Annotated in this window: 26 protein-coding genes; 12 read left to right on the forward strand and 14 right to left on the reverse strand. The window is 58.0% G+C overall.

Going from position 1 to position 24,945, the window contains the following annotated elements:
• Positions 1-145: 145 nt before the first annotated feature.
• From ACIPR4_RS15135 to metK, 10 genes are all read right to left on the reverse strand, one after another.
• Positions 146-1,291 carry an acyltransferase family protein gene (locus ACIPR4_RS15135; RefSeq protein WP_013569534.1) on the reverse strand — a complete coding sequence of 382 codons (1,146 nt, stop codon included), beginning with the start codon at positions 1,289-1,291 and terminating at the stop codon, positions 146-148.
• An 18-nt stretch (positions 1,292-1,309) separates the two neighbouring features.
• Complete coding sequence (pyrH, locus tag ACIPR4_RS15140) at positions 1,310-2,023, reverse strand: UMP kinase (protein ID WP_041586125.1); 714 nt, start codon at positions 2,021-2,023, stop codon at positions 1,310-1,312.
• 399 nt (positions 2,024-2,422) lie between these two features.
• Positions 2,423-3,082 carry a translation elongation factor Ts gene (locus ACIPR4_RS15145; RefSeq protein WP_013569536.1) on the reverse strand — a complete coding sequence of 220 codons (660 nt, stop codon included), beginning with the start codon at positions 3,080-3,082 and terminating at the stop codon, positions 2,423-2,425.
• A gap of 125 nt (positions 3,083-3,207) precedes the next feature.
• Positions 3,208-4,134 carry a 30S ribosomal protein S2 gene (gene rpsB, locus ACIPR4_RS15150; RefSeq protein WP_013569537.1) on the reverse strand — a complete coding sequence of 309 codons (927 nt, stop codon included), beginning with the start codon at positions 4,132-4,134 and terminating at the stop codon, positions 3,208-3,210.
• 130 nt (positions 4,135-4,264) lie between these two features.
• Positions 4,265-4,660 (reverse strand): 30S ribosomal protein S9, encoded by a 396-nt coding sequence (gene rpsI / locus ACIPR4_RS15155; RefSeq protein ID WP_013569538.1) that lies wholly within the window; start codon positions 4,658-4,660, stop codon positions 4,265-4,267.
• An 18-nt stretch (positions 4,661-4,678) separates the two neighbouring features.
• Positions 4,679-5,113, reverse strand: a complete 435-nt coding sequence (gene rplM / locus ACIPR4_RS15160) for a 50S ribosomal protein L13 (protein ID WP_013569539.1) — start codon at positions 5,111-5,113, stop codon at positions 4,679-4,681.
• A 377-nt stretch (positions 5,114-5,490) separates the two neighbouring features.
• On the reverse strand, positions 5,491-7,023 hold the full coding sequence (locus ACIPR4_RS15170) for an ArnT family glycosyltransferase (RefSeq protein ID WP_013569540.1): 1,533 nt from the start codon (positions 7,021-7,023) through the stop codon (positions 5,491-5,493).
• 98 nt (positions 7,024-7,121) lie between these two features.
• A complete protein-coding gene (locus ACIPR4_RS15175) occupies positions 7,122-8,228 on the reverse strand; it encodes an ABC transporter permease (RefSeq protein ID WP_013569541.1) in 1,107 nt (368 codons plus the stop codon).
• Between the two features lie 47 nt (positions 8,229-8,275).
• Positions 8,276-9,178: a transglutaminase-like domain-containing protein gene (locus ACIPR4_RS15180; protein ID WP_013569542.1), complete on the reverse strand. Its 903-nt coding sequence runs from the start codon at positions 9,176-9,178 to the stop codon at positions 8,276-8,278.
• 134 nt (positions 9,179-9,312) lie between these two features.
• Positions 9,313-10,488 carry a methionine adenosyltransferase gene (metK, locus tag ACIPR4_RS15185; protein WP_013569543.1) on the reverse strand — a complete coding sequence of 392 codons (1,176 nt, stop codon included), beginning with the start codon at positions 10,486-10,488 and terminating at the stop codon, positions 9,313-9,315.
• 217 nt (positions 10,489-10,705) lie between these two features.
• Here metK and ACIPR4_RS15190 point away from each other — a divergent pair, with 217 nt between their 5' ends.
• Together ACIPR4_RS15190 and ACIPR4_RS15195 are read left to right on the forward strand one after the other, a co-directional pair.
• A complete protein-coding gene (locus tag ACIPR4_RS15190; protein WP_013569544.1) occupies positions 10,706-11,698 on the forward strand; it encodes an oxidoreductase in 993 nt (330 codons plus the stop codon).
• Between the two features lie 70 nt (positions 11,699-11,768).
• Complete coding sequence (locus ACIPR4_RS15195) at positions 11,769-13,040, forward strand: nucleotide disphospho-sugar-binding domain-containing protein (protein WP_013569545.1); 1,272 nt, start codon at positions 11,769-11,771, stop codon at positions 13,038-13,040.
• 82 nt (positions 13,041-13,122) lie between these two features.
• Here the strand turns inward: ACIPR4_RS15195 and ACIPR4_RS15200 are convergent, their stop codons facing one another.
• The gene (locus ACIPR4_RS15200; RefSeq protein ID WP_013569546.1) at positions 13,123-13,545 is read right to left on the reverse strand and encodes a helix-turn-helix domain-containing protein; all 423 of its coding nucleotides are present in this window, start codon (positions 13,543-13,545) and stop codon (positions 13,123-13,125) included.
• A 202-nt stretch (positions 13,546-13,747) separates the two neighbouring features.
• Here ACIPR4_RS15200 and ada point away from each other — a divergent pair, with 202 nt between their 5' ends.
• Both ada and ahcY read left to right on the forward strand, forming a co-directional pair.
• Positions 13,748-14,833: a bifunctional DNA-binding transcriptional regulator/O6-methylguanine-DNA methyltransferase Ada gene (gene ada, locus ACIPR4_RS15205; protein WP_222829238.1), complete on the forward strand. Its 1,086-nt coding sequence runs from the start codon at positions 13,748-13,750 to the stop codon at positions 14,831-14,833.
• A 57-nt stretch (positions 14,834-14,890) separates the two neighbouring features.
• On the forward strand, positions 14,891-16,321 hold the full coding sequence (gene ahcY / locus ACIPR4_RS15210) for an adenosylhomocysteinase (protein ID WP_013569548.1): 1,431 nt from the start codon (positions 14,891-14,893) through the stop codon (positions 16,319-16,321).
• A 303-nt stretch (positions 16,322-16,624) separates the two neighbouring features.
• On the opposite strand, the gene ACIPR4_RS15215 is transcribed toward ahcY, so the two are convergent.
• Positions 16,625-17,371 carry a DUF4397 domain-containing protein gene (locus ACIPR4_RS15215; protein WP_041586127.1) on the reverse strand — a complete coding sequence of 249 codons (747 nt, stop codon included), beginning with the start codon at positions 17,369-17,371 and terminating at the stop codon, positions 16,625-16,627.
• Between the two features lie 135 nt (positions 17,372-17,506).
• Positions 17,507-17,773 carry a ComEA family DNA-binding protein gene (locus tag ACIPR4_RS15220; RefSeq protein WP_013569550.1) on the reverse strand — a complete coding sequence of 89 codons (267 nt, stop codon included), beginning with the start codon at positions 17,771-17,773 and terminating at the stop codon, positions 17,507-17,509.
• Positions 17,774-18,066: 293 nt separating this feature from the next.
• Between ACIPR4_RS15220 and hisI the strand changes: the two genes are divergently transcribed.
• The 5 genes from hisI to hisB all read left to right on the forward strand — a co-directional run bounded on the left by hisI (position 18,067) and on the right by hisB (position 22,505).
• A complete protein-coding gene (hisI, locus tag ACIPR4_RS15225; RefSeq protein WP_013569551.1) occupies positions 18,067-18,408 on the forward strand; it encodes a phosphoribosyl-AMP cyclohydrolase in 342 nt (113 codons plus the stop codon).
• Between the two features lie 5 nt (positions 18,409-18,413).
• Complete coding sequence (gene hisG, locus ACIPR4_RS15230) at positions 18,414-19,289, forward strand: ATP phosphoribosyltransferase (protein ID WP_013569552.1); 876 nt, start codon at positions 18,414-18,416, stop codon at positions 19,287-19,289.
• Between the two features lie 120 nt (positions 19,290-19,409).
• The gene (gene hisD, locus ACIPR4_RS15235) at positions 19,410-20,732 is read left to right on the forward strand and encodes a histidinol dehydrogenase (RefSeq protein ID WP_013569553.1); all 1,323 of its coding nucleotides are present in this window, start codon (positions 19,410-19,412) and stop codon (positions 20,730-20,732) included.
• The gene (gene hisC / locus ACIPR4_RS15240; protein WP_013569554.1) at positions 20,729-21,847 is read left to right on the forward strand and encodes a histidinol-phosphate transaminase; all 1,119 of its coding nucleotides are present in this window, start codon (positions 20,729-20,731) and stop codon (positions 21,845-21,847) included. Before hisD ends, hisC begins: the two co-directional genes overlap by 4 nt.
• Entirely contained in the window at positions 21,840-22,505 is a 666-nt protein-coding gene (gene hisB / locus ACIPR4_RS15245) for an imidazoleglycerol-phosphate dehydratase HisB (protein WP_013569555.1), read from the forward strand. The genes hisC and hisB overlap by 8 nt, the downstream gene beginning before the upstream one ends.
• Here the strand turns inward: hisB and ACIPR4_RS22560 are convergent.
• On the reverse strand, positions 22,452-22,763 hold the full coding sequence (locus ACIPR4_RS22560) for a hypothetical protein (RefSeq protein WP_187290194.1): 312 nt from the start codon (positions 22,761-22,763) through the stop codon (positions 22,452-22,454). The two genes, hisB and ACIPR4_RS22560, sit on opposite strands and share 54 nt — an antisense overlap.
• A gap of 24 nt (positions 22,764-22,787) precedes the next feature.
• On the opposite strand from ACIPR4_RS22560, the gene hisH reads away from it, so the two are divergent.
• From hisH to ACIPR4_RS15260, 3 genes are read left to right on the forward strand one after another with little or no spacing between them, the layout of a single operon-like run.
• Positions 22,788-23,396, forward strand: coding sequence for an imidazole glycerol phosphate synthase subunit HisH (hisH, locus tag ACIPR4_RS15250; protein ID WP_013569556.1), 609 nt, complete (start codon positions 22,788-22,790; stop codon positions 23,394-23,396).
• A gap of 34 nt (positions 23,397-23,430) precedes the next feature.
• Entirely contained in the window at positions 23,431-24,207 is a 777-nt protein-coding gene (gene hisF, locus ACIPR4_RS15255) for an imidazole glycerol phosphate synthase subunit HisF (protein WP_013569557.1), read from the forward strand.
• 35 nt (positions 24,208-24,242) lie between these two features.
• Positions 24,243-24,944, forward strand: coding sequence for a 1-(5-phosphoribosyl)-5-[(5-phosphoribosylamino)methylideneamino]imidazole-4-carboxamide isomerase (locus ACIPR4_RS15260; RefSeq protein WP_013569558.1), 702 nt, complete (start codon positions 24,243-24,245; stop codon positions 24,942-24,944).
• Position 24,945: the final 1 nt, after the last annotated feature.

Here is a 24,945-nt window from a genome sequence, read left to right on the forward strand (position 1 = left end):
GAGCGCACAAACCAGATCTATCTGGGATTCAAAAAAGCAGATCCCTCCCCGCACATCGCAAAGAACGCGATGTACGGGGCACCCAAACTCTTGACCATCGAAAAATTTGTCATCCCGCAGCGAAGCGAAGGGATCTGCTTTTAAACTACCCGCCGATGTTCGCAGGTTCCATCGGATGCGGCTTCCTATGCACCCACCGCGCCAGCAGATACCTTCGCGACGGCGTCTCCACAAAACGAAACGCAATATAAGCGACGCCGATAATGATGACGTATGAAAGCCAAGGATCCAGCGTCGCAAGGTGCAGCCGGTCCGGAACATGGAAGAGATGCAGCAGAATCCATGTATTGAAGTGCAGCAGGTAGAGACAAAAGCTTGCCTCTCCCAGGATCGCAATCGGCCTCAGCGAAAGAAACCGCGTCATCCAATGCGAGCCGGTGAGCCCGAAGATCAGCGTTGCAAAGATCGGCGTCAACAAACCGCCATGCAGCATGACATAGGGCAACTTCTCAATCACCGTGTAGAAGATCGTCAGCACCGTACCCGCTGCGCTAACAGCCATCCACATCCGCACACGATCGCTCACATGGACGATGCTATGCAGACGTCCCAGCGTAATCCCCGCAAGGAAGATCGGTACATACGGAATCGGCGTGTACTTCACCGCGCGAATCCAGAACCCGTACGAGTACCTGTCCATGTGGGCGAGCCCGTCCGGATTGATCAAAAGATACGCCGTGGGTACGGTAAGCTCCAACAGCCAGAAACCGAAGAACAATGCGATGAGTCTGGAAGGAGACTTCGGCCACCAGTTTGCCCGATTGAGAAACGGAAACGCAAGGTAGAGCATCACCTCGGTCGACAGCGTCCACGCCACTGTGTTCCAGAAGGTCGCCAGCATTGGGTTCCATCCCTGCAGCAGCAGCGGCGTCAGGATGGTGCCTTCCCAGAAGTGCACATGCGTCTGGTAATGCCACTCCTGCGAATACATCTGGAGCGACACGATCAACGAAAGCAGGTAGACAGGATAGAGCCGCGCCATGCGCGCGAGGTAGAACTCGCGCACCTTCAGCGTAGCCGCACGTTCGCTGTAGTTATACGAAAGAATGAACCCCGAGATCAGCAGAAAGAAGCTGATGTAGGTAAATCCACTTTCGATCACCGGTTTGATCCACTCAATATGGGGCGGTGTGAAATGAAACAACATAATACCCAGCGCCAGAAACGTCCGCACTCCCGTCAATCCCGGAAGAGGAGGTTTGCGCACGGGCTTCAAGGGTACTTCCGGCATCTCTGAGTCCCGCTACAGCTAAGCCTTGTCCGAGATGACCAGGGAACCGATCTCTTCGCCCTGCACCGCCCGCAGAATATTTCCGCGCTCGCGCATGGAGAAGACCAGCATCGGCATGTTGTTATCGTGACAGAGCGAGACCGCAGCCGTATCCATGACCCGCAGCCCGCGCTGAATAATATCCATGTAAGTAATCCGGTCGAACTTCGTCGCATCCGGATCCTTCTTCGGATCGGCCGTATAGATACCGTCCACCGAAGTCGCCTTCAAGAGCACGTCGGCCTTGATCTCCATGGCGCGCAATGCAGCGGCAGTATCCGTCGAAAAGTAAGGATTCCCCGTGCCAGCACCGAAGATAACGATACGGTTCTTTTCCAGGTGACGCAGCGCGCGGCGACGAATATAAGGCTCCGCGACCTGGTGCATCGCAATGGCGGAGAGCACACGGCATTGGACGCCCTGCTTCTCAATGGCATCCTGCAACGCAATCGCATTGATCACGGTCGACAGCATGCCCATGTGATCCGCCGCGACGCGGTCCATGTGGATCGCCTGCTCCGCGACGCCACGGAAGAAGTTGCCGCCGCCCACAACGATGCCGACCTGGCAACCGCTGGCATGAAGCTCTGCAATCTCTTCCGCAATCCGGTGAACAAAAACGGCGTCAATGCCAAAACCACGGCCCGCAGCCAGCGCTTCTCCCGACAGTTTTAACAGGACTCTTTTGTACATTTCAAAATTGAGTATCGCACGAAGGCCTGCTTCCGGGCTCACTTTCAGACCGCCTGAAGCCCTTCAGGCCAGACGAACGAAGTCCTTGCGAAACCGCTCCCACCCTGCCTCCGCAAAGCAAATCAGCACTGTATCGCCAGGCACCTCCAGAACCTTGCCTCACCGAAGTGCGGGTGGCGCACGATGTCGCCTGAGCAAATGGCATGTTATGCATTGAGTCGTCTCAATTGGGAAATACCCCGTGCCCCATTCTTTCGCGGCTTCATGCGAAAGGGTGGGGTCGCGCAGAGCGCACAAACCGGATTTGTCGGGAAGCGAAAGAAGGAGATTCTCTCAAAAGATTTCAGAGACAATAAAAGAGCCCGGACCGAAGTCCGGGCTCTTCCAACTCAAAACAAATTACGCCTGAGGCTCTTCCGTAACAACCTTTGCCTGGGCGACGGTGAACGTCGGCTCACCCACCTTGAAGCGTGCGAAGCGGCGAACGGAGATATTCTCGCCGAGCTTTGCAATCTTCGTAGCGATGATCTGCTTCACCGACTGGCCCTGCTCCTTGATGAAGGGCTGCTCCAGGAGGCAGACTTCTTCGTAGAACTTGCTCATCTTGCCTTCGACGATCTTCTCGACGAACTCAGGCTTCTTGCCGGTGGCCAGGGCCTGTGCGCGGAAAACATCCTTCTCGCGAGCGAGATCGGCTTCGGTGACTTCTTCCTTACCCACATAGCGGGGATCGGTTGCAGCGATGTGCATCGAGATGTCGCGGAGAAGCTCCTGGAAGTCTTCCGTGCGGGCAACAAAATCGCTCTCGCAGTTCAGCTCCAGAAGAACGCCGATCTTGCCGCCTGCGTGGATGTACGTACCCACAGCACCTTCGTTGGTCGTGCGCGAAGCCTTCTTCGCCGCCGACGCCATGCCGCGCTTACGCAGAACGACGAACGCGTTCTCCATATCGCCCTGTGCTTCCTGCAGCGCCTTCAGGCAGTCGCCCATGGGAGCACCGCTCTTCTCGCGGAGTTCCTTCACCAGTTTCGCGTCAATCTTCGCTGTTTCGGTTGCCATGATGATTTCCTTTTCTAGGTTCAGATCTTATGTTTTGTGCGGCCAGCATGTGTGGACGCAAAAAGAGCGTGGCGCCATCTGGAAGCAGGCAGCCACGCTCTCAATGAGGAATCGTGAACAGCCTCTTACGCGCCTGCCTCGGCTGCAACCACTTCGGGCTCAGCTTCAGTCTCGCTCGCAGGGGCCTTGCGGATACCGCCGCCAAGAGCAGCTTCGAGGTCAACAGTCTCTTCCTCGTCAGCAGCTACCGGGGTGGACTCGGCAAATGGGGTAGCAGCGGGAGCAGCTTCTGCTTCCTCGCCGAGGAAATGAGCTTCCGTCATCACGGGCATGATGTCAGAGGTCTCCTGCGCAAACGCCTTGTCGGAGATCATCTGCACGCCTTCCGCAGCGGAGTCAGCAATCTTCGTGGTGAAGAGGCGGATCGCGCGCAGGGCGTCATCGTTACCAGGAATCACGTAGTCGACCACGGTCGGATCGCAGTTCGTATCCACAACCGCGACGACTGGGATACCAAGCTTGCGAGCTTCTGCGACGGCGATGGCTTCGTTGTTCGAATCCACAACAAAGATCGCATCGGGAAGACGACGCATCGCCTTAATACCGGAGAGGTTCGTCGCCAGGCTCTTGCGCTCGCGCTCCAGCTTGATGACTTCCTTCTTGGTGAGAAGCTCGTAACGTCCATCGGTGGACATCTCGTCCAGCTCCTGGAGGCGCTTGACCGACTTCTGTACCGTAACCCAGTTGGTCAGAAGACCACCGAGCCAGCGGGAGTTGATGTACGGCATGCCCGCACGGGTCGCTTCTTCCGCAATCGCATCCTGCGCCTGGCGCTTGGTGCCGACAAAGAGGATCAGCTTGCCGGAAGAGGTAAGGTCCGTCACAAACTTCGACGCTTCCTTGAACATCTTCAGGGTCTTCTGCAGATCAATGATGTAAATACCGTTGCGCTCGCCGAAGATATATTCCTTCATCTTCGGGTTCCAGCGCTTCGTCTGATGTCCGAAGTGAACGCCAGCTTCGAGCAACTCCTTCATCGTTATGCTTGCCATATCTTCAACTCTTTCTTGAGAGCATCCTCGGCAATGGCCGGGATTGGTCCCTGGTTCGGGAAATTTGACTCCGGTTGGTAGAACGAAACCGGAGCGCGAAGACCGAAGTCTCCGCGCCCCGGCAGGAAGATTACCGCTTCGAGAACTGGAAGCGCTTACGTGCGCCCTTCTGACCGTACTTCTTACGCTCCTTGATGCGAGCGTCGCGGGTCAGGAGGCCGTCGGCCTTGAGCACCTTGCGGAGCTCGATGTTGAACTCAAGCAATGCACGAGCGATACCCATCTTCACAGCATCGGCCTGCGCCATGACGCCGCCGCCCTTGACTGTGGTGATGATGTCGAACTGGCCTTCGACCGAGGCAGTCTGCAGAGTCCGCTTGGCGGACGCGCGCTGCTGCTCGGTCACGAAGTAGACCTCAGAGGCCTTGCCGTTGACCGTAAAGTTTCCGCCGCCAGGACGAAGAAATACGCGAGCGACCGCAGACTTGCGACGCCCCGTGCCGTAGTACTGAACCAGATCTGCCATAATCCCTCGAAACTCCCTTTATGCCGTTACTTCAAGCGGTTCTGGCTGCTGAGCCAGATGCGGATGCTTGTCGCCGCGATAAACCTTTAGCTTCGTCGCCATCTGGCGGCCCATCTTGCTCTTGGGCAGCATGCCCTTGATCGCCTGCTCCAGAATCATCTCCGGCTTGCGAACGAGCAGCTTGGAGAACTCTTCCTCACGCAGACCGCCGGGGAAACCCGTGTAGCGGCGATACATCTTCTGCTGGCTCTTGAGACCCGTCAGAACAATCTTCTCCGCATTGATCACAACAACATGGTCGCCCACATCGATGTAGGGGGTGTACTGGGTGCTGTTCTTGCCCGTCAGCACACGTGCTGCGCCGCTGGCGAAACGTCCCAGTGTCTTGCCGGTGGCGTCCAGGACGAACCACTTGCGCTTGATATCTTTCGAGCTCGGTACAAAAGTGCCCATCGTGTTTCTCCGCTCTAAAACTCTTGAATCTAAAACCCTTGCAAACTCTTCGCCATGGGAAATCTCAACCTGCAGAACACAACATCCAGCCAACACGAGCCCAAATTCCGGCCACATGCTTGGAGCAAATGGAGTGGGTGCTTTGGGGGCCCGACTTCTCTCTGGAAACAGCTTGCCGCAATCAAGCAGCCGAGCCACTCTCCGGAAGGTAGTCCGCTGACCAATAGCCAGCTTTGCCCCGGGTGGATCCACCACGCGTTCACGTTACAGTTCCAAAAGACACAGGAGGCCGTAGCGCGAATCTACGCGAGTCCTAAGAATAGCCGGAAGAGGCTGTAGAGTCAACCAAAACGGGGCGGAAAACCTCTCGCCAGCCGCTAAAGTTTACCCACCAGGGTGCCCTTTAGGGAATGGACCGCCGGCACGAGCTTTTTCTTCGGATCCAGGCGGTAAACAATCAGCAGATTGCGGTCCGGATCGTCCATCGCTGGAAACTCCGCCACCCGCGTCAACTGGTAAAACTGCGCGAGCGAGTCCATCTTGTCGTCTTCCACATAATTCCAGGCGATGAACCACCCCGGCTTGTACGCCGCAATCCGGTCCTGCAACTCCATCGTCCCGAAGTCGTCGCAGATGGAAGGCAGCCCCGTCATCAGGGTCAGGTCGCTTCCACTGATCGAAAGCACGGTGCGGCTATGACCGTGCTCCGCATCGACGACACCCTTCACCCTGGCTGCTGCATCCGCAAAGCTGTACTGAGGATGCCGGACAAAGTGCAGCGTCTCCCGCGCGTGTACCGCGCCCACCGCCGCGAAAATGCACGCAAAGACTACAGCCGCAGGCTTCCATTCGCTGGACAAGTCCTCGGCCCCGCGCACCGCCAGGATCGTCAACGGGACCGCCACCACCATGTAATACCGTGGCTGCAACGAGGCGTGATACGCCAGAAAAGCGAAGTAGCCCGCGATCCATAGTATGCAACCGGTAAACAACGGATCGCTCCAGATCCGTCTGCGAAAAATCGCCACAACGACAACAAAGACCGCGATGACGCAGATCGCTGGGCTCGTCCAGGCCGCGTTGTGAATGGTGTCCGTCACGACACTCCAGAAGGTCGCCCGCGTGATCCCCGTGTATTGGTTCGCCTGGAAAAGGTATTTGAAATCAGCGAGATAATAAGGCCGAATGGCCAGGACGAAGTACGTCCCAACGATCGCCGTCGCCGTCACACCCGCCATCACCGTTGAGAGGGCAAACCTTTTCCAGACCCGTCCCTCCCCGCACCATAGCATCCACAAGACTGCAGGCATCAGGCAGATAGCCGTCGTCTTTGTCCCGATCATCAGCGCCGCCAGGACGCCCAGACCAATCACTCTGGCCCATGACTTAATCCTGTTAGGAAAGGGGGTCCAAGCCAACCACATGGCCATCAGGGTTAACAGGATCAACATCGGTTCCAGGATTGCCATCCGTCCAAAAGCGTAAAGAAAGGGACTCACAGAAAGCATCGCCACGGCTACCGCCGGGGAGAGTTGTGCCACCAGCGCCGTTTCCCTTCCCGTGCCCCGTTTTCGCATCAGGACATAGACTGCCATCACGATGCCCACAAACACCGCGACCGCCAGCGATCTGGCCGGAACGATACCTACCCCCGTCACGCTGAAGAGCATGCCTTCCAGAAGAGGCCAAACCGGAAGCGCTGCTGCAGGATTGAAGTCCCCCGGAACTTGCCACGCCCCACGCAGGTAGTAGCGGATGGCGGCGTCTCCGTACCAACCCTCATCCGTGTATTTGGCCCAGTCCACCCAGGGAGAGTGATTGGGAAAGTCGGCCCGCAGATGCAGCGTGTGCAGAAAAAGAAAAACCCCGGCGATCGCAAAAAGGGTGACCTGGCCCAGACGGTTCTTCAAATCTTTTCCTCCACCAAACACGGAGATATCTGAACAGGAAGGACTTTTGCTTGCCGACATGTTAAACGGGAAAATCCGGATTCAGTTCCCAAAATTGCTCATTCGTAGGAGAGCGCGTCGATGGGATCTTTCCGTGAAGCCTTCCAGGCGGGATACAGCGCGCCTAACAGAGCTCCCACAAAGGCGATGAGAACGGAGCGGAGTACCCAGGCGGGTGTGACCGCAAACTCCATCGTCGGAAACTTGACGTGAAAAATGGAGCGCATCAGATACGTCACGCCTACGCCCAGAGCGATCCCGCAGACAGCCAGCATTCCCGTTTCACGCAGCACCACCGAGAGAATATAAAACCGCGATGCGCCCAGAGATTTCAGAATGCCGATCTCGCGCGTCCGCTCCATGACCGCCGTATACATCGACTGGAAGATCACGATGAAGCCGATGATGATGGCGATCCCAATGACCACGTTCAACGCAATGTTGAATCCCGGAAACTTCTCGGGCGTCAATGCTGAAAGAAATTCATCCAGCGTCTGTACGTCGTACTGCTCCATACCGTCCGTGTGTTTAATCGCCTGGCGGATCTCTTCCTGGTACTTCGGCGAGTCTTCCGTTTTGAGGTAGAACATGCTCGCCCGGCCCTCGGAATGCTCGATCGAGTTCATCGTGTCGATCGGAACGAACTTGCGTCCGCCTTTGCCATGTTCCACAATCCCGCTGACGCGGAAGGTGTGATGCATCACGTCCATGGGATCGCCTATATGAAGGCCCTTGCCGGAGTTCGCCGTAAAGTCGTCAATGATAATGTCATCCGGTCCCTGGAACGGGCCACCCTGCAGAAAAACAAAGGGCTTCAGGGCATTGAAGCTGGCATAGTCGATGCCATAGATGTTCTCGATCGACGCGCCCGCGGTCAGCTGAATATAGACAGGCGAGGCCACCAGAACGTGCGGGATCTTCTCGAAGATCGCCGATGCCTTCGCAGGCGCTGCCGCTCCACTGACGCCGATGAGGTTGCTGGTCGTTCCGGGGCGGGCAATCATGTCCATGCCGATGCCGCTATTGCGCGTCTTCTGTCCGTTCAACATACCCAGCATGATCGCCGCAATGGAGAGGATCATGATGACCTCAATCGCAACGGCAAGCGCGCTGATGATGGAGCGGAGGGGACGATATACCAGATTGCCAAGTACAAGCCTGTTCATGTCTGTCCATTGTACTGTTGGCAGACTTTGAGACAGGCGATGGAGGGCTAAGCCCCCACCACAGGAGCCGTAATCGGAGCCAAAGGGTCGCCTACTTTTACTGGCAAAGGAACCGCAACGCCATTCTTGTCCACTTCATTCGATTCGACATAGAAATGGGTGAGATTGGCCTGTCCGAACGACGTCGTAATCGCAACATCGGCGGCATCGCGTCCGGCAGCCATTAACAACCGTCCCATTCTGGGCTGATTGTGGCGCGCATCCATATCCCACCAGCGTCCACTCAGCCAGACCTGATACCAGGCACTGAAATCTCCCGCGCCCGCATACGGCACGCGAATGTCACCCAGATATCCGGTCACATAACGCGCCGGAATGTTCATCGCACGGCTCAGCGTGACCGCAAGATGTTGGAAGTCCCGGCAGACGCCTTCTCGCTCGGTGAAGACATCCATTGCCGTCTTCGTCGAGCGGGCTTTCTTGTAATCAAACGCAACCTTGTCGTGGACCCAGTCACGGATCGCCGATGCCCTGCTCCATCCTGGAAGCGTCCATTGGAAGAGATCGCTCGCAATCGCACCGAAGCGGTCCACCTCGCAGTAACGGCTGGAGAGTAGGAACTGCAGGGTATGATCCGGAAGATCCTGGATGGGGTGCTGGATCGCGTTGTATCCCTGCAGGTCCGGCTCTCCGCCGATCTCAACAAGATTCTTCCCACACAGACGCAGTGCTCCTGGGGGCGCCGTAAAGCGTGAGCACCTGTTTCCGAAGGAGTCCAGGTAATCGAAGGGCGTGAGTTCCGTCCGCGAGTTCATGTTGATATATTCCACGTTCAGATCGTCGCTGCTCCGCAACGCACCATCCAGCGACGGATGCAGGTGCAACATCGTCACCATCGGTGTCTCAACCGGCAGGTGGAACTGAATATCGAACTCCGATCGGATCAACATAGTCTTAATTTTATGCAGATTGCAGCATTTTCGTTGCTTGCAACTACTATTGCGGGCTTAAAACGACAACAGGCGAAGGTGGTATGGACCCTCGCCTGCTCTCATTCTTTCGCACCCCTATGCCTGACTTCAGGCTAACGGCTGGCGACAACCTCGCCCACACCAGCGCCGACGCGCAAGGCTTCAGCCTTGTCCGTCTTCTCCCAAGTAAACGTGTCGCCCGAACGTCCAAAGTGGCCGTAAGCAGCTGTCAGCTTGAAGATCGGGCGACGCAGATCCAGCGTTTCGATGATGCCCTTGGGCGTCAGCTTGAAGTTTTTGCGGACCAGATCTTCCAGCTTGTCTTCGGCAACCGTTCCGGTACCGAAGGTGTCCACCAGAACGCTGACCGGTTCGGCCACGCCGATTGCGTAAGCCAACTGCACTTCGCAGCGATCCGCCAGACCCGCCGCGACGATGTTCTTCGCCACATAACGCGCCATATACGCCGCAGAACGATCCACCTTGGTGGAGTCCTTGCCGCTGAACGCTCCGCCGCCGTGGCGTCCCATGCCACCATAGGTGTCCACGATGATCTTGCGACCCGTGAGACCCGTATCACCCATAGGTCCACCGATAACGAAGCGTCCCGTCGGATTGATGTGATATTTCGTGTCCGCATCCAGGAGCTCCGCGGGAATCACGGCCTGAATCACATTCTTCAGGATGTCCGCGCGCAGCGTCTCATTGGTGACTTCTTCCGCATGCTGTGTCGAGATAACGACCGCATCCACACGGACAGGCTTGTGGTTCGAGTCATACTCGACCGTCACCTGGCTCTTGCCATCGGGACGGAGGTACGACATCAGACCGGACTTTCGCACTTCGCTGAGCTTGGAAGCCAGCTTGTGCGCGAGCGAGATCGGCGTCGGCATGAGCTCAGGCGTCTCGTTGGTTGCATAGCCGAACATCATTCCCTGGTCGCCAGCGCCGCCGGTGTCCACACCCTGCGCAATGTCAGGAGACTGCTTGTTGATCGTCGAAATCACCGCGCAGGTGTTCGAATCGAAGCCATAGGCGGCGTTGTTGTACCCGATATCGGAGACGGTATCACGCACCAGCTTCTGAAAGTCGACATACGCTTCGGTCGTGATCTCACCGGCGATGACGACCAGGCCTGTGCAGGTCAGCGTCTCGCATGCAACACGGCTCATCGGGTCCTGCGCCAGGCAGGCATCCAGGATGGCATCGGAGATCTGGTCGGCGATCTTGTCGGGATGGCCTTCGGTAACGGACTCGGACGTAAATAGGAAACGATCGCGCTTAGACAAAACTTCTCCTCCACCTGCAAAACCTTTGAATTAACTCATATCAGTTTACCGTAAAGGCAAAATCGACTCTACCAGACTGATTCTGGGGAATTTCAACTGGGCGGGTTTTCAGACGAGTTCCCGCCTAATGAGCGGTCTAAACTAATAGCCCTTTTATGCAAGGCCCTTGCATAGAGCGTTCCGTCCAAGCTCTCAGTCAGATAGAGGAAGACAAACTATGCCAACGAAGCAACAACCGATCCACTCCGGTTTCGGATCGAACACCACCGCTGCGGAGACGTTGAAAGGCATGAACCTCAGCGGCAAGGTAGCCATTGTCACGGGAGGATATGCCGGGATCGGTCTCGAAACTACGCGTGCCCTCGCTGAAGCCGGTGCCACGGTGCTCGTCCCGAGCCGCACCCCTGAGAAAGCACGCCGGGCCTTGCACGGCATTTCCCATGTAGAACAGGGCCGTCTCGAACTCTTCGATCCAACTTCTATTGATGCCTTCGCCAGCGAGTTCCTTGCAAGTGGCCGCCCACTGCATATTTTGATCAACAACGCCGGCATTATGGCGTCGCCCCTGGAACGGGATACGCGAGGGTACGAATCGCAGTTTGCCATCAATCATCTAGGCCACTTTCAACTCACAGCGCGCCTTTGGCCGGCTCTCCGCAAAGCAAACGGCGCACGGATCGTATCGCTTTCCTCCCGCGGTCATCAGATCACCGGAGTCGACTTTGGCGATCCCAATTTCAATCGTCGCCCCTATGACAGATGGTCTGCTTATGGCCAATCAAAAACAGCGAACATTCTGTTCGCCGTGGAACTTGACCGGCGTGGCGAAGCGAGTGGAGTGCGTGCCTTTTCGGTTCACCCTGGGGCAATCTATACAGACCTCGCTCGTCATATGACAGACGAGGAACTCAAAGGCCGAGGATTTACCCGCAACGATCGCCACGGATCCAGTCCGGCAGGCCAATCAGTTGAGGAAGGAGGCGAATTTAAGACTCTTGAACAGGGTGCGGCGACATCGACCTGGTGCGGGACCAGCCCTCAACTCGCAGGAGTGGGCGGCGTTTACTGCGAGGACGTTGAAATCGCCCAGATCTCGGAATCGAACATTCCACTCAAGCCCGGCTTGAGACCTTACGCTATCGATTCAAAGGCAGCGAAAGGCTTGTGGACCCTCAGTGAAGGACTCACAGGAGTGAAGTTCCACGCTTAACTTGGGTCAATCTCAAAAAGAAGCACGAATTGACACAGGTCGATCACGCGTTTGCTCTGTAATCATTCTTATGAAAATTTCTTTCATCACTCTTCCCGTATTCGGCCATTTGAATCCCATGATCGCGTTAGCGCGGAAAGTTCAATCGCTCGGCCACGATGTTTCTTTAATCTCCGCAGTCGACGCGGAGCCGTTCGCCCGAACTGCCAACCTGCGCTTCATCCCTGTGGGTGAGAACGAATTTCCAATCGGGTCCCACGTCTACGTGGAGAAACTTCACAGTGAGCTGACCGCAGGTGAGGAAGGCCTTCGCACCGTCTTCTCGCTTCTGGGCCACGTAGCCGGGTCACTGTTACGGCCTTTGGAACAAGCTCTCGTAAAAGAGGGGAGCGAAGCAGTCGTGCTCGATACGTATCAGAAATATATGGAACTGGTCCCGATCCATCTGGGTCTGCCTTATATCCATGTGTCGAACGCATTGCATTTCGATGTTTCCGGAGAAACTCCGCTCTGCTTTTTCGATTGGCCGCACAGCACCGATCCGGAAGCAAAGAAGAGAAATCTGGAAGGAGTAGAAGTTTTCAGATCGCTTCTGGAGCCATCTCTCGAAGCAGCAAAAAAATATGCCGAGGAAGTCGGTCTCAGCGTGGATTGGAAGGACTTATCCACGACCACTTCGAAGCTCGCCTGGATCACACAAATCCCTAAAGACCTGGATTTTAGTGGCCCGGAGCCATCGCCTTACACCAACACCGGTTCTTTTCAGGACGACTCCGCGCGGCCTGAAGTGGCTTTTCCCTGGGAAGAACTCTCCGATGCGCCGCTTGTGTACGCCTCCATGGGAACGCTGCAAACTGGTCTGCGCCATGTATTCGAAATCATCAGGAATGTGGCAGCGGACCATAGCCAATACCAATTCGTGATCGCGATTGGTGGTGTTCTTGATCCTGCGCAGTTCGACCCGCTGCCGAGTAACGTCATTCTGGTTCGTCGCGCGCCACAACTGGAGCTTCTCAAGCGGGCCCACCTGTGCATCACCCATGCGGGCCTGAATACTGTCCTTGAGGCATTGTCGCAGGGCGTTCCGTTGGTTGCTATCCCTGTAACCAACGACCAACCCGGCGTAGCAGCAAGACTTGTGGCGAAAAAGGTCGGTCTGGCGACTTCGCTGGAAGAGCTGACCCAGCCACGGCTATCGGAGTTGGTCACTGAAGTTCTAGAGAATCCTCTTTATCGGAAGAATGCGCAAAAGATGCAGGCAGCGATCTTTTCCAGAGATGGTCTCTCGCTCGCTGCGAACCTGATTGATAAAGCGTTCAGTCAGGCTCAGAAGAGTCAGTAAGCGAGTAAGTAGAACCCCGAGTCAAGCTGTCATCAACGTATGGGGTGGTCACTCTGAGACGGACTGACCATCGCTACTTCCGCTATCGCGCCACAATCTTGTAGTGCCGTATCCACCACCAGACGCCAAAGGCCAGCGCACCAAGCACCAGCACCATCAACACCACGCCTGCCCACTTCCACAGGTCGCTGTTGCGCCGCTTGCCTCGCTGATTGCTGACATTTTCGGCAAACTCGCTCCACTCCTGCTCTTCATGGCTGCGCACACCGGACCGCCGACAGGCATCCATAAACGCGGAGACGGTCGCGTGCTCATCCAGATTGAGAAAGCGTGCGTAACTCCGAACGATTCCTTTATTGAAGACCCCACCCGGCAGCTCTCCAAACGCCTCTTCTTCCAGGGCGCGCAGGTGCCGTACGGTAATACGGGTCGCAGCGGAGATATCCTCTAACTGGATGCCCTGCCAGTTCCGTTGCTGCTTCAGTTCGCTTCCGAAATTCGCCATAGGATATGACACAGATGACCCAGTTCTGAAGACTTTATAAGATGTAAAGCGGGCCCGAAGTCTATATACGCCATCATCGGAAGAATAGTGGACACCTTTAGGTGGGTCAAAAGAATCCGCACAAAAGTAACCTATTTAGCTTTTCTAATTTGAGCGCAAGATTCGGAGTGCTCCCCCATTCCTTCCGCTCGAAGATACTTTTATGTCAGATCTCATGTTCAACCCGCCCACTACCGCACAGGTCTTCCCAACGCTTCTGCAGGATCCCCGCTGGCGCATGGTGCTGCAACGGGAACCCAGCAATGACTTTGTCTACGGCGTGACCACAACGGGAATCTTCTGCCGATCGACCTGCCCGAGCCGCCGCCCCGAGCCCGCAAACGTCCGCTTCTACAACAACGGAGCGCAAGCCCGGTCTGCTGGATTACGCCCCTGCAAACGGTGCCAGCCGGAAGATGACTCCCTTGCCCCATCCGCTAAGACAGCTGGGTTGGTCGCGAAGGCCTGCGCCTATCTCGACCTGCAGAGCGACCGGACGGTGCCGCTCTCCAAACTCGCCGAGCATGTCGGTCTTTCGCCCTTCCATCTGCAGAAGCTCTTCCGCGCAACAGTTGGGGTCACACCGCGCCAATATGTCCACGCGCAGCGCATGAAGCACTTCGCGGAACAGATCGAAGCCCACTCCATCACCGATGCCCTCTATCAGGCAGGTTTCCAGTCCTCCAGCAGGCTCTATGAAAACGCCGCGCGCGACCTCGGCATGCATCCAGGCGATCTCCGTCGCAAGGCCGCTGGATTGGAGATTCTCTACAGCATTGCAGCCTGCCCGCTGGGACGCGTCCTCGTAGCCACTACCGAGAAGGGCATCTGCGCCATAGCGCTCGGAGACACAGACGAAGAACTCCTCGCGGATCTCCAGAGACGCTTTGCCAAGGCCGACTTAGTTCCCGCTGACGACCAGGTAGCTCTCCAGCAGGTCATCGCCCTGATCGCCGAACCACAGGCGGCCCTGGCTCTCCCCCTGGACCTTCGCGCCACGGCTTTCCAGCTTCGTGTCTGGCAGCAGCTTCAACTGATCCCACGTGGCGAGACACGCTCGTATGCCCAGGTTGCCGTTGCTCTCGGAAAACCGACCGCCGCGCGAGCCGTCGCACGGGCCTGCGCCTCCAACCCGGTTGCTCTCGCCATTCCCTGCCATCGTGTCGTCGGATCTTCCGGCGCCATCACCGGATATCGCTGGGGTGTTGACCGCAAGGAAAAACTGCTCGCTATGGAGCAGGCTCATTGATCGAGCCCTGCTATCCTTAACCGTCAATCCAGGACGATCAACGAGGTTATACCGAATATGGCAACTGCAGCTCCCGCTACCACCCTTCCCTACAAAGTCGCAGACATCGCCCTCGCCGACTGGGGCCGTAAAGAGATCACCGTCGCCGAGCAGGAGATGCCCGGCCTCATGAGCATCCGCGCCAAGCATGCCGCCGCCAAGCCTCTCGCTGGCGTCCGCATCACCGGTTCACTGCACATGACCATCCAGACCGCCGTTCTTATCGAGACTCTCGTCGATCTCGGCGCGGATGTCCGTTGGGCTTCCTGCAACATCTTCTCCACACAGGACCACGCCGCCGCCGCGATCGCGAAGACCGGCGTTCCCGTCTTCGCCTGGAAGGGCGAGACGCTCGAAGAGTACTGGTGGTGTACCGATCAGGCGCTCAGCTTCCCCGGCGGCCTCGGACCACAGCTCGTCGTCGATGACGGCGGAGATGTCACCCTCCTCATCCACAAGGGCGTAGAGCTCGAGAATGGCGACCGCACCTTCGTGGACAATCCTGAAGGCAGCGAAGAAGAAGCCGTCATCAAGGCGATGCTGAAGCGCATCCTTGCGGAAGAACCGAAGCGTTGGAACAACGTCGCCAAGGAATGGCGCGGCGTCTCCGAAGAGACCACCACTGGCGTGCATCGCCTCTACGACATGATGCGCGCGGGCAAACTGCTCATCCCCGCCATCAACGTCAACGACTCTGTCACCAAAAGCAAGTTCGACAACCTCTATGGCTGCCGCGAGTCGCTCGCGGACGGTATCAAGCGCGCGACCGATGTCATGATGGGCGGCAAGATCGCCGTCGTCTGCGGCTACGGTGACGTAGGCAAAGGCTCCGCACAGTCTCTCCGGGGCATGGGAGCTCGCGTCGTCATTACGGAGATCGATCCGATCAACGCCCTGCAGGCTGCGATGGAAGGCTACGAAGTTACGACGCTCGAAGACACGCTCGGCCGCGGCGATATCTACGTCACCTGCACCGGCAACGTGGACATCATCACCTTCGAGCATATGCAGAAGATGAAGGACCAGGCCATCGTCTGCAACATCGGCCACTTCGACAACGAGATCCAGATGGAGCGCCTCAACTCCGCTAAGGATGTAGAGAAGCTCAACATCAAGCCCCAGGTGGACAAGTACACCTTCCCCTCCGGTAACCAGATCTTCATTCTCGCCGAAGGCCGCCTCGTCAACCTCGGTTGCGCGACCGGCCATCCGTCCTTCGTGATGTCCAACAGCTTCTCCAACCAGACCCTCGCGCAGCTGGATCTCTGGAAGAACAAGGACACCTACAAAGTCGGTGTCTATGTTCTGCCGAAGCTTCTGGATGAGGAAGTCGCTCGCCTCCATCTCGAAAAGATCGGTGTCAAGCTTTCCACCCTCTCCAAGAAGCAGGCCGACTACATCGGCGTGCCGGTCGAAGGTCCCTACAAGGCTGAGACCTACCGCTACTAGCCCCACCGCATCAACGCAGAAGAGGCCCTCCGGATGGAGGGCCTCTTCTGATTACAGACATCAATTCTGTTCGCGCCACTTCCTCATCCACTCGTCATCTCGACCGGAGCGACAGCTTTATCGTCGCGTAGCGGAGAGATCTGCTTCCTGCCTGTGCCCTGTAAAAAATTCAAACAATAAAATTCCCTGAACAGCAGGTTCCTCCGCTGCGCTGCGGAATGACAAAGTGTAGCGGATAACAAAACATTGGAATGACAAGTCTGCGGCATGACAAAATGGTGCAAATAAAACCCGCCTTGCGGCCTAACTCGTAGCCGTTGCCGAATCGTAGTCGTTCGCAGTAATCACCTGCACCGCAGGAGCTGTCGTAACCTGTGTATCCAGTAGCACGATCGTTCGCGCGCTTCCCTGCGGATAGGTGACGCTTGAGCCTGTGTACGTGGGTACCGTATCTGCTGAGACAACGGTTCCCGTCGGCAGGATATAGAGCTTGTAGGTCCCCACGGGCACGTTCAGGTAGCCCGTGTTGGTATCGAAGACGACGCCCGTGGCGATCGCGCTCGTCGTCAACAGAGTAGCGGAACTGGGCACAAGGTAAATATCCAGTGCGCCGATCTTGGTCGCCTCATTGAGAAAGCGAAGAGCAATCTGGCCCGAAGGTGCAGGTCCGCTCTGGTCCGCGAGCACCAAGCCTTCAAGACCCGCATTCACATTGCCCACCAGCAGCGTGAACTGCTTGCTGGCCGGAAGCGTCGCTTTGGTCGAGAGGACGGCCGTGGCCGATCCCGCTGGCTTGACCTGCACTGTGTAGGTTCCCGGAGTGATCGCTACGTACGAGGTAATCGTCCCGAAGCCAAGGTTATATGCCAGGGCAGTCCCACTGGCATAAATGTCCAGGCCACCGGAGTCGGGACTCGCGTCGATGACCCGCAACTGCGAGAAGGTTGTGCTTCCGGTCACGGATCCGCAGCCCGTCATTGCGAGTGACGAGGCCGCCATCACGGCAAGGCCGAGCGCTCGTACAACGGTCTGTCCCATTCTGGAAATCATCTGGAGGAAGCACCAGCCAGTGTGCAACGGTGCCTCTTCACTCTATCCGAATCTATCTGGCCCCACTACCGGAAAACGCTGAAACAGTACTGAAGGTACCTAAAGAAAGCGCCATTTGATATCACGAACGACCTGTTACGGCTTCGCAACACGATGCGCCACGATCCTGTCCTTGATCTTGTCGTAGGCTGTCTGCGGCAAAATGCCCTTCTGCACCAGCTGGTTCTTCATCGTATAAGGCCGTCCCTCCACAACGCGCCTCACGTAGGCGTCGCCCATGCCCGGCAGCGTCTTCAACTGCGCCGCCGTCGCCGTATTCAGATCCAGTAGCGCGTCGGTCGTCTGCGCCGCACTCCAAAAGCCCGCCAATGCCAGCACGCACACTGCAAACTGTTTCCTCATCGGCCGTTCCTCCGCTTACATTGTCGCCAAAAATACGGGCCCACGTTGACACCCCAGAGAACCCCAAGATAACCTTGAAGACAGAATGAGCACACGCTTCCATCATCACGGACACCATACCCACGCTCTCAGCGTGCCGGCGTCCGTTGCTGTGAAGGCGTAACACCGCTCACACAGATTCAACGTAACAAGACCCAGGCCCGCTGAAGCGCATAACCGCTGGCGGGCTTTGTTGTGTCCGCCGCAGAATGAAACCTAGCTTCGGCCACAACCACCAAAGGACACGGAAAGCAATGTCAGACGCAATCAAGATCGACTTCGCCAAGATGGACGGCCTCGTCCCCGGCATCGTGCAGGACGCCACGACCGGCCAGGTCCTCATGCTTGGCTTCCTCAACGAAGTCAGCTACGCCAAATCCCTCGAATCCGGCTTCGTCACCTTCTGGTCGCGCACGCGCTCGAAGCTCTGGATGAAAGGCGAGACCTCAGGCAACCGCCTGAAGATCGTCTCCGTCGCAACGGACTGCGACACCGACGCCCTTCTCTTCCGTGTAAACGTGGAAGGCGACGGCCTCACCTGCCACGAAGGCACCGTATCCTGCTTCACCAAAAATATTCCTCTGGAGACCCTCTAAACGTCATGGCAAACAAACTTAAACTCGGCATCCCCAAGGGCTCCCTCCAGGACGCTACCCTCGACCTCTTCAAGCGCGCAGGCTGGGAGATCTATGCCTCCGGACGCAGCTACTTCCCGACCATCAACGATCCTGAGATCGAGTGCATGCTCGTCCGCGCGCAGGAGATGGCCCGCTACGTAGAGACAGGCGCGCTCGATGCCGGACTCACAGGCAACGACTGGATCCTCGAGAACAACTCCGACGTCGAGCGCGTTACTTCGCTTACTTATTCCAAGGCTTCGCGCCAGAAGGTGAAGTGGGTCCTTGCCGTTCCGGAGAACTCCACCTTCCAGAAGCCGGAAGATCTCGCAGGCAAAGTCATCGCGACCGAGCTTGTGGAGTACACCAAGCGCTACTTCGCCGAGAAGAACATCCCGGTGAAAGTTGAGTTCTCCTGGGGCGCAACCGAAGTGAAGCCGCCCATGCTCTGCGACGCCATCGTGGAAGTCACCGAGACCGGCAGCTCGCTCCGCGCGAACCGCCTCCGCATCATCGAAACCCTCATGGAGTCGGAGACGCAGCTGATCGCGAACAAGGCCTCCTACACCGACGAGTGGAAGAAGAAGAAGATCGGCAACCTTTCCATGATGCTCAACGGCGCGATCGCTGCTCTCTCGCAGGTTGGCCTGATGCTGAATGTGCCTAAAGCAAACCTGGACGCGGTGCTCAATGTGCTTCCAGCGCTCTCGTCGCCCACCGTCTCGCATCTGCGCGACAGCGACTGGGTCGCCGTAAATACGATCCTGGAAGAGGCTGTCGTGCGCGAAGTCATCCCCAGGCTGAAGGCAGCAGGTGGCAGCGGCATCGTCGAATACCCGCTGAGCAAAGTCGTCCTCTAGCTCTTGTCACCCATTGCCCCTTTTTTTCATCCCGTAGCGCAGCGGAGGGATCTGCTTTTCCCCTTAGCTGCGCTATAAGAACCACCGAAAGCAAATGGGGCCCAGCCCCGAGGTAAAGCAATGAAGCTCATCCACACCTTCGGCGAATCCAAAGAGCGCGCAGACAAACTGCTTGCCGAGCTCGAAATCCGCGGGGCCTCCAACACCGCCAAGGTGGACACGACCGTCCGCACCATACTGGCCGACATCCGCCATGGCGGCGACGCCTCTCTCATCGAGTACGCCGGCCGCCTCGACGGCCTTCGCCTCGGCTGTCCCGAGAAAGGCGAGCCCGACCAGTCCTTCCGTGTCACGCGTGAAGAGATGCTGGCCGCATGGAACGACACCGAGCCCGCGCTGCAGGCCGCCATGCGTCTCGCGCAGGCGAACATTCTTGCCTTCGCCGAGCGTCAGCTTCCCAAACCCTTCAGCTTCCGCCCCGTCGAAGGCATGGAGGTCGGACAGATCGTCCGTCCTCTCTCCTCGGTCGGCTGTTACGTCCCCGGCGGACGCTATCCGCTGCCTTCGACCCTGCTGATGACGGCCACCCCCGCGCAGGTCGCTGGTGTGAAACGCATCGTCGTCTGTTCGCCCAAGCCCGCGAAAGAGACCCTCGCCGCCGCGCATCTCGCAGGCATCACCGAGTTCTATCGCATCGGCGGAGCGCAGGCCATCGCCGCGATGGCCTATGGCACCGAAACCATCAAGCCTGTAGACAAGATCGTCGGCCCCGGCAATCTCTACGTCACCGCCGCCAAGATCGCTGTCTCGCACGAGTGCGGCATCGACATGCCTGCTGGCCCTACGGAGATCGTCTACACCTCGGAGATCGGTAACCCTGCAGGCATCGCCGCTGATCTCGTTGCGCAGGCCGAGCACGACCCTGAAGCCCTCGCCATCCTCATCACCACGCGCGAAGACCTCGCCAAGCAGGTCATCGCCGAAGCCGAGCGTCAGTCCGCAGACAACGAGATCGCCAAGCAGTCGCTCGCAGCGCAGGGCTACGCCTTCGTCACCGACACCATCGAAGAAGCGCGCACGCTCACCAACCGCCTTGCGCCCGAACACCTCACCGTGGACACCGGAGCGGATCTGCGCTGGGTGCAGAACGCGGGTTCCGTCTTCATCGGCCATCACACGCCGCAGTCCATGGGCGACTACATCTCCGGCCCCAACCACGTTCTTCCTACCGGACGCGTCGGTCGCATGCGCGCCGGTCTCTCCGTGCTGGACTTCGTGAAGATCATCACCGTGCAACAGTACACACGCGCGGCGCTGCACGAGATTGGCCCGCACACCATCACCCTTGCCGAAGCTGAAGGCCTGACCGCCCACGCTGAGTCCGTGCGTGTCCGCATGTTGCTCGACGACCAGGGCCAGGACCCCGAAGGGAAGATCCAATGAGCGTTAATCCGCGCAAAGGCATTCTCAGCATGCCGGAGTACCACCCGCCACTCGCGGGCCGGAACGCCATGCGTCTCGACTTCAACGAGAACACCTTTGCCCCTTCACCGAAGGTGCTCGAGGTTTTGCAGAGCACCACGCTCGAAGACCTCACCATCTACCCGGAGCGCGAGCCGCGCGAACGCATCGCCGCAGCACACCTCGGGCTTGCGCCGGAGCATGTGCTGCTCACTAACGCCGTCGATGAAGCCATTCACCTCGTCACCTACACCTTCCTCAATGAAGGCGATGAGGTGATCTTCGCCGTACCCAGCTTCTTCATGTACGACGTGAACTGCATGGCCATGGGAGCGAACGTGATCCGGGTGCAGGCAGAGGATACGCTGGCCTTCCCCTACGAGCGCCTCCTCGCAGCCATCACGCCGAAGACGAAGCTCATCATCCTCTGCACGCCGAACAATCCCACGGGCACCACGATTCCGAGCGCGCAGATCAAGACCATCGCCGCAACCGCCCCGCATGCAGTGGTTCTTCTCGATGAAGCGTACTTCCACTTCTTCGGCGAGACGATGATGCCCGAGATCGACACCATTCCGAATCTCGTCATCGCGCGCACCTTCTCCAAGGCCTACGGCCTGGCGAACCTGCGCATCGGTCTGCTCGCAACCAACACTGGACTAATGAAGCATCTGCGTAAAGCTGCGTCGCCCTACAACGTGAACGGTATCGCCCTCCGCGCGCTGGAAGCCGCGATGGAAGACACGACTTATCTCGACTGGTACTGCGCACAGGTCACCACGGGGCGAGACAAACTCGCAACAGCTTTGAAGGAGATGCAGATTCCCTTCTGGCCGTCGCACGCTAACTTCCTTCTCACGCGCATCGGGCCGAAGCATAAGCAGCTTATCGCCGCCATGCGCACGCGCGGCATCCTTCTGCGCGATCGCTCCTCCGACCCCGGCCTGCAGGGATGCGTGCGCATCACCATCGGCGTGGAGGAGCAGTTAGAGAAGTGCATCGTTGCGCTCAGAGAATCATTAAGTGAAATCAACTGGACACCTGCCGACGCAAAAATTGTCGACACCGAAACCGAACCAGCGAGGGAATATGAGTAAGTCCGCAAGCAAGACCGTGAAGAATACAGCCGCTCTACCCGAAGTCGTTGCCGTACCGAAGGCGCTCAAGCCCCGCACCGGCAGCGTAAAGCGCGACACCACTGAGACGCAGATTGCGTTGAAGCTGATCATCGATGGCCAGGGCGTCTACAAGGTCTCCACCGGCATCCGCTTCTTCGACCACATGCTGGAGCTCTTCACGCGCCACGGCGGCTTCGACCTCACGCTCACCTGCACCGGCGACCTCGACGTCGACCAGCACCACACCGTGGAAGACGTGGGCATCGCGCTTGGCGAAGCCTTCGACAAGGCCCTGGGCAACAAGAAGGGCATTCTTCGCGCGGGCTACTTTGTCATGGCCATGGACGAGACGCTTGCCGTCGCCGCCGTCGATCTCTCAGGCCGCGTCGCTTACATCGTCGACGACAAGGTCAAGACCCGCCTCGTAGGCGACTTCCAGACCGAACTGCTCGCAGACTTCTTCGATGGCTTTGCCCGCGGCGCTCGTGCCAACGTTCACGTCAAGACGATGTACGGACGCTCGAACCATCACAAGATCGAAGCCATCTTCAAAGCATTCGCGCGGGCACTGCGTGGAGCCTGCTCACGCGATGAGCGCATGAAGGATTTGCTGCCCAGCACCAAAGGCTTGCTCTAAAAATCGAAACTGAATGTTAAAAAACAAGACATTACGACTGGTTTGCCATGCGCTCAGCGCATTCAGTCTTTTGTATTTTTGCGATCTCCTTCTGGCGATCTGTTCAGTCAATGTTCCTACCCCATCGATGTCACCTTCTCTGTGGGTTTGGTCGTTCTTGTTTTTCGCGGTTGTTCCATTGCTTTCTGGATTCTTGGCATCGCGGTGGTGGTTCATTCTTGCAGCAGCGTATTTCATAGCCATCGTTTTCGTATTCAAGCAAACGTTTCTCCCGAGACCCCTATGATCGAAGTCATCGACTACAAAGCCGGAAACCTTACCTCCGTAGTGAAAGCTCTCAATTTTCTCGGAGCGGAGACACACGTCACTCAGTCCCCCGACGACGTGCGGAATGCCACAAAGATCGTCCTCCCCGGCGTAGGACACTTCCGCGCCACGCAGCTCCTCCACGATCTCCAGCTCACCGTAGCTACACGCGAAGCCATCGCCAACGGCGTTCCCTTCCTCGGCATCTGTGTCGGCCTGCAGTGGCTCTACGACGGCTCCACGGAAGCTGACACTACCGACGGCCTAGGCCACTTCAACGCCACCGTCGAGCGCTTCCCCACACACTTCCAGGACGCCGAGCTCAAGAGCCCGCACGTAGGCTGGAACTCCCTCGAAGCGATCCGTGAAGATTCGCGTCTCCTGCGTGGCATCGCCCCCGGTTCGTTCGTCTACTACACCCACTCCTGGCGCGCGCCCGTCAGCACAGACACCGCCGCGGCCACGGAGTACGGCGGTCTGTTTACCGCCGCCGTCGAACGCAACAACGTCATGGGCGTCCAGTTCCATCCAGAAAAATCCGGCGAGACCGGCCTCCAAATCCTTCGCAATTTTTTAGAACTGTAATGACCATGGCATCGCAAGACCGGATAGAAAAATCATGCTGACCAAACGCATCATCGCCTGCCTCGACGTCCGTGACGGACGCGTCGTCAAAGGCATCCAGTTCCTCGACATCATCGACGCCGGTGACCCTGCCGAACTCGCCCACCGTCACGCTGCTCTTGGTGCGGACGAGATCGTGCTCCTCGACATCACCGCCACGCACGAGGGCCGAGGCACACTCCTCGAAACCGTGAAGCGCGCCGCCTCGCAGCTCTTTATCCCCTTCACCGTCGGCGGAGGCATCCGCTCCGCAGCGGACGCCGAAGCCGTCTTTACCGCAGGCGCAGACAAGGTATCCATCAACTCCTCCGCCATCGCGCGGCCAGAGCTCATAGGCGAGATCGGAGCGAGCTTCGGAGCCCAGGCCGTCATCGTTGCGATTGACGCACGCCGCTCCACCACCGGCAACGCCATCACCGACGCCGAGGTCTACGTCTCCGGAGGCCGCAAGCCCACCGGGCGCAAGGTCATCGACTGGGCGCGCGAGGCCGAAGATCGTGGCGCAGGCGAGATCCTTCTCACGTCCATGGACTCTGACGGCACACGCTCCGGCTTCGATGACGAACTCACCGCCGCCGTCTCCAGCGCCGTGCAGATCCCCGTCATCGCCAGCGGAGGCGCGGGAAACGCGCAGCACTTCGCCGATGTTTTCAAGGCAGGCCGCGCCGACGCCGCTCTCGCCGCCAGCATATTTCACTTCGGCGTCACCAGCAGCCGTGCCCTGAAAGAAGAACTCGCAGCGCAGGGAATCCCCATGCGCTTGCCGTGCTAATCGAATATCCAGCTAAGAAATAAAGAAGAGGCAGAATGCTTATCCCCTCCATTGACCTTATGAACGGCCAGATCGTCCAGCTTGTCCAGGGCGAAAAACTTAAGCTCGCCTTTGACGACTTCGATTACTGGATCGACCGCTTCAGCAAATATCCGCTTGTGCAACTCATCGACCTCGACGCCGCCATGCGCCAGGGCTCGAATGCCTCGCTCATCTCGCGCTTTACGGACAAGCTTCCCTGCCAGATCGGCGGAGGTCTCAAGAGCGCCGAAGACGGCCAGCGTCTCCTCGATCTCGGCGCCAAGCGCGTGATCTATGGCTCATCGCTCTTCGGTGGCGACAACGAGGCCGACCGCAAGCGCCACGCGATCCTCAATCTCCCCTTTGCCGAGAATCTGAAGAAGCAACTGGGCGAAGAGCAGCTAGTCTTCTCCGTGGATACCAAAAACGGCAAGGTTGCCGTCAAGGGTTGGAAGGAATCTGTCGACCTCACGCCGGAAGAGGCCGTCACCTGGCTCGAAGACTCCTGCGCCGCCTTCCTCTACACCCACGTCGATACGGAAGGCACCATGAGTGGCTTCCCCATCGAAGTCGCGGCGATCCTTCGCGCCTGCACCGCCAAGCAGCTCATCGTCGCCGGTGGCATCAAGTCCGCGGACGAGATCACCGAACTCGACAACATGGGCGTAGATGCCGTCGCGGGCATGGCCGTATACTCGGGGGCGATGGAGGCCTAGC

Source organism: Terriglobus saanensis SP1PR4, from assembly GCF_000179915.2.
GTDB classification, from domain to species: domain Bacteria; phylum Acidobacteriota; class Terriglobia; order Terriglobales; family Acidobacteriaceae; genus Terriglobus; species Terriglobus saanensis.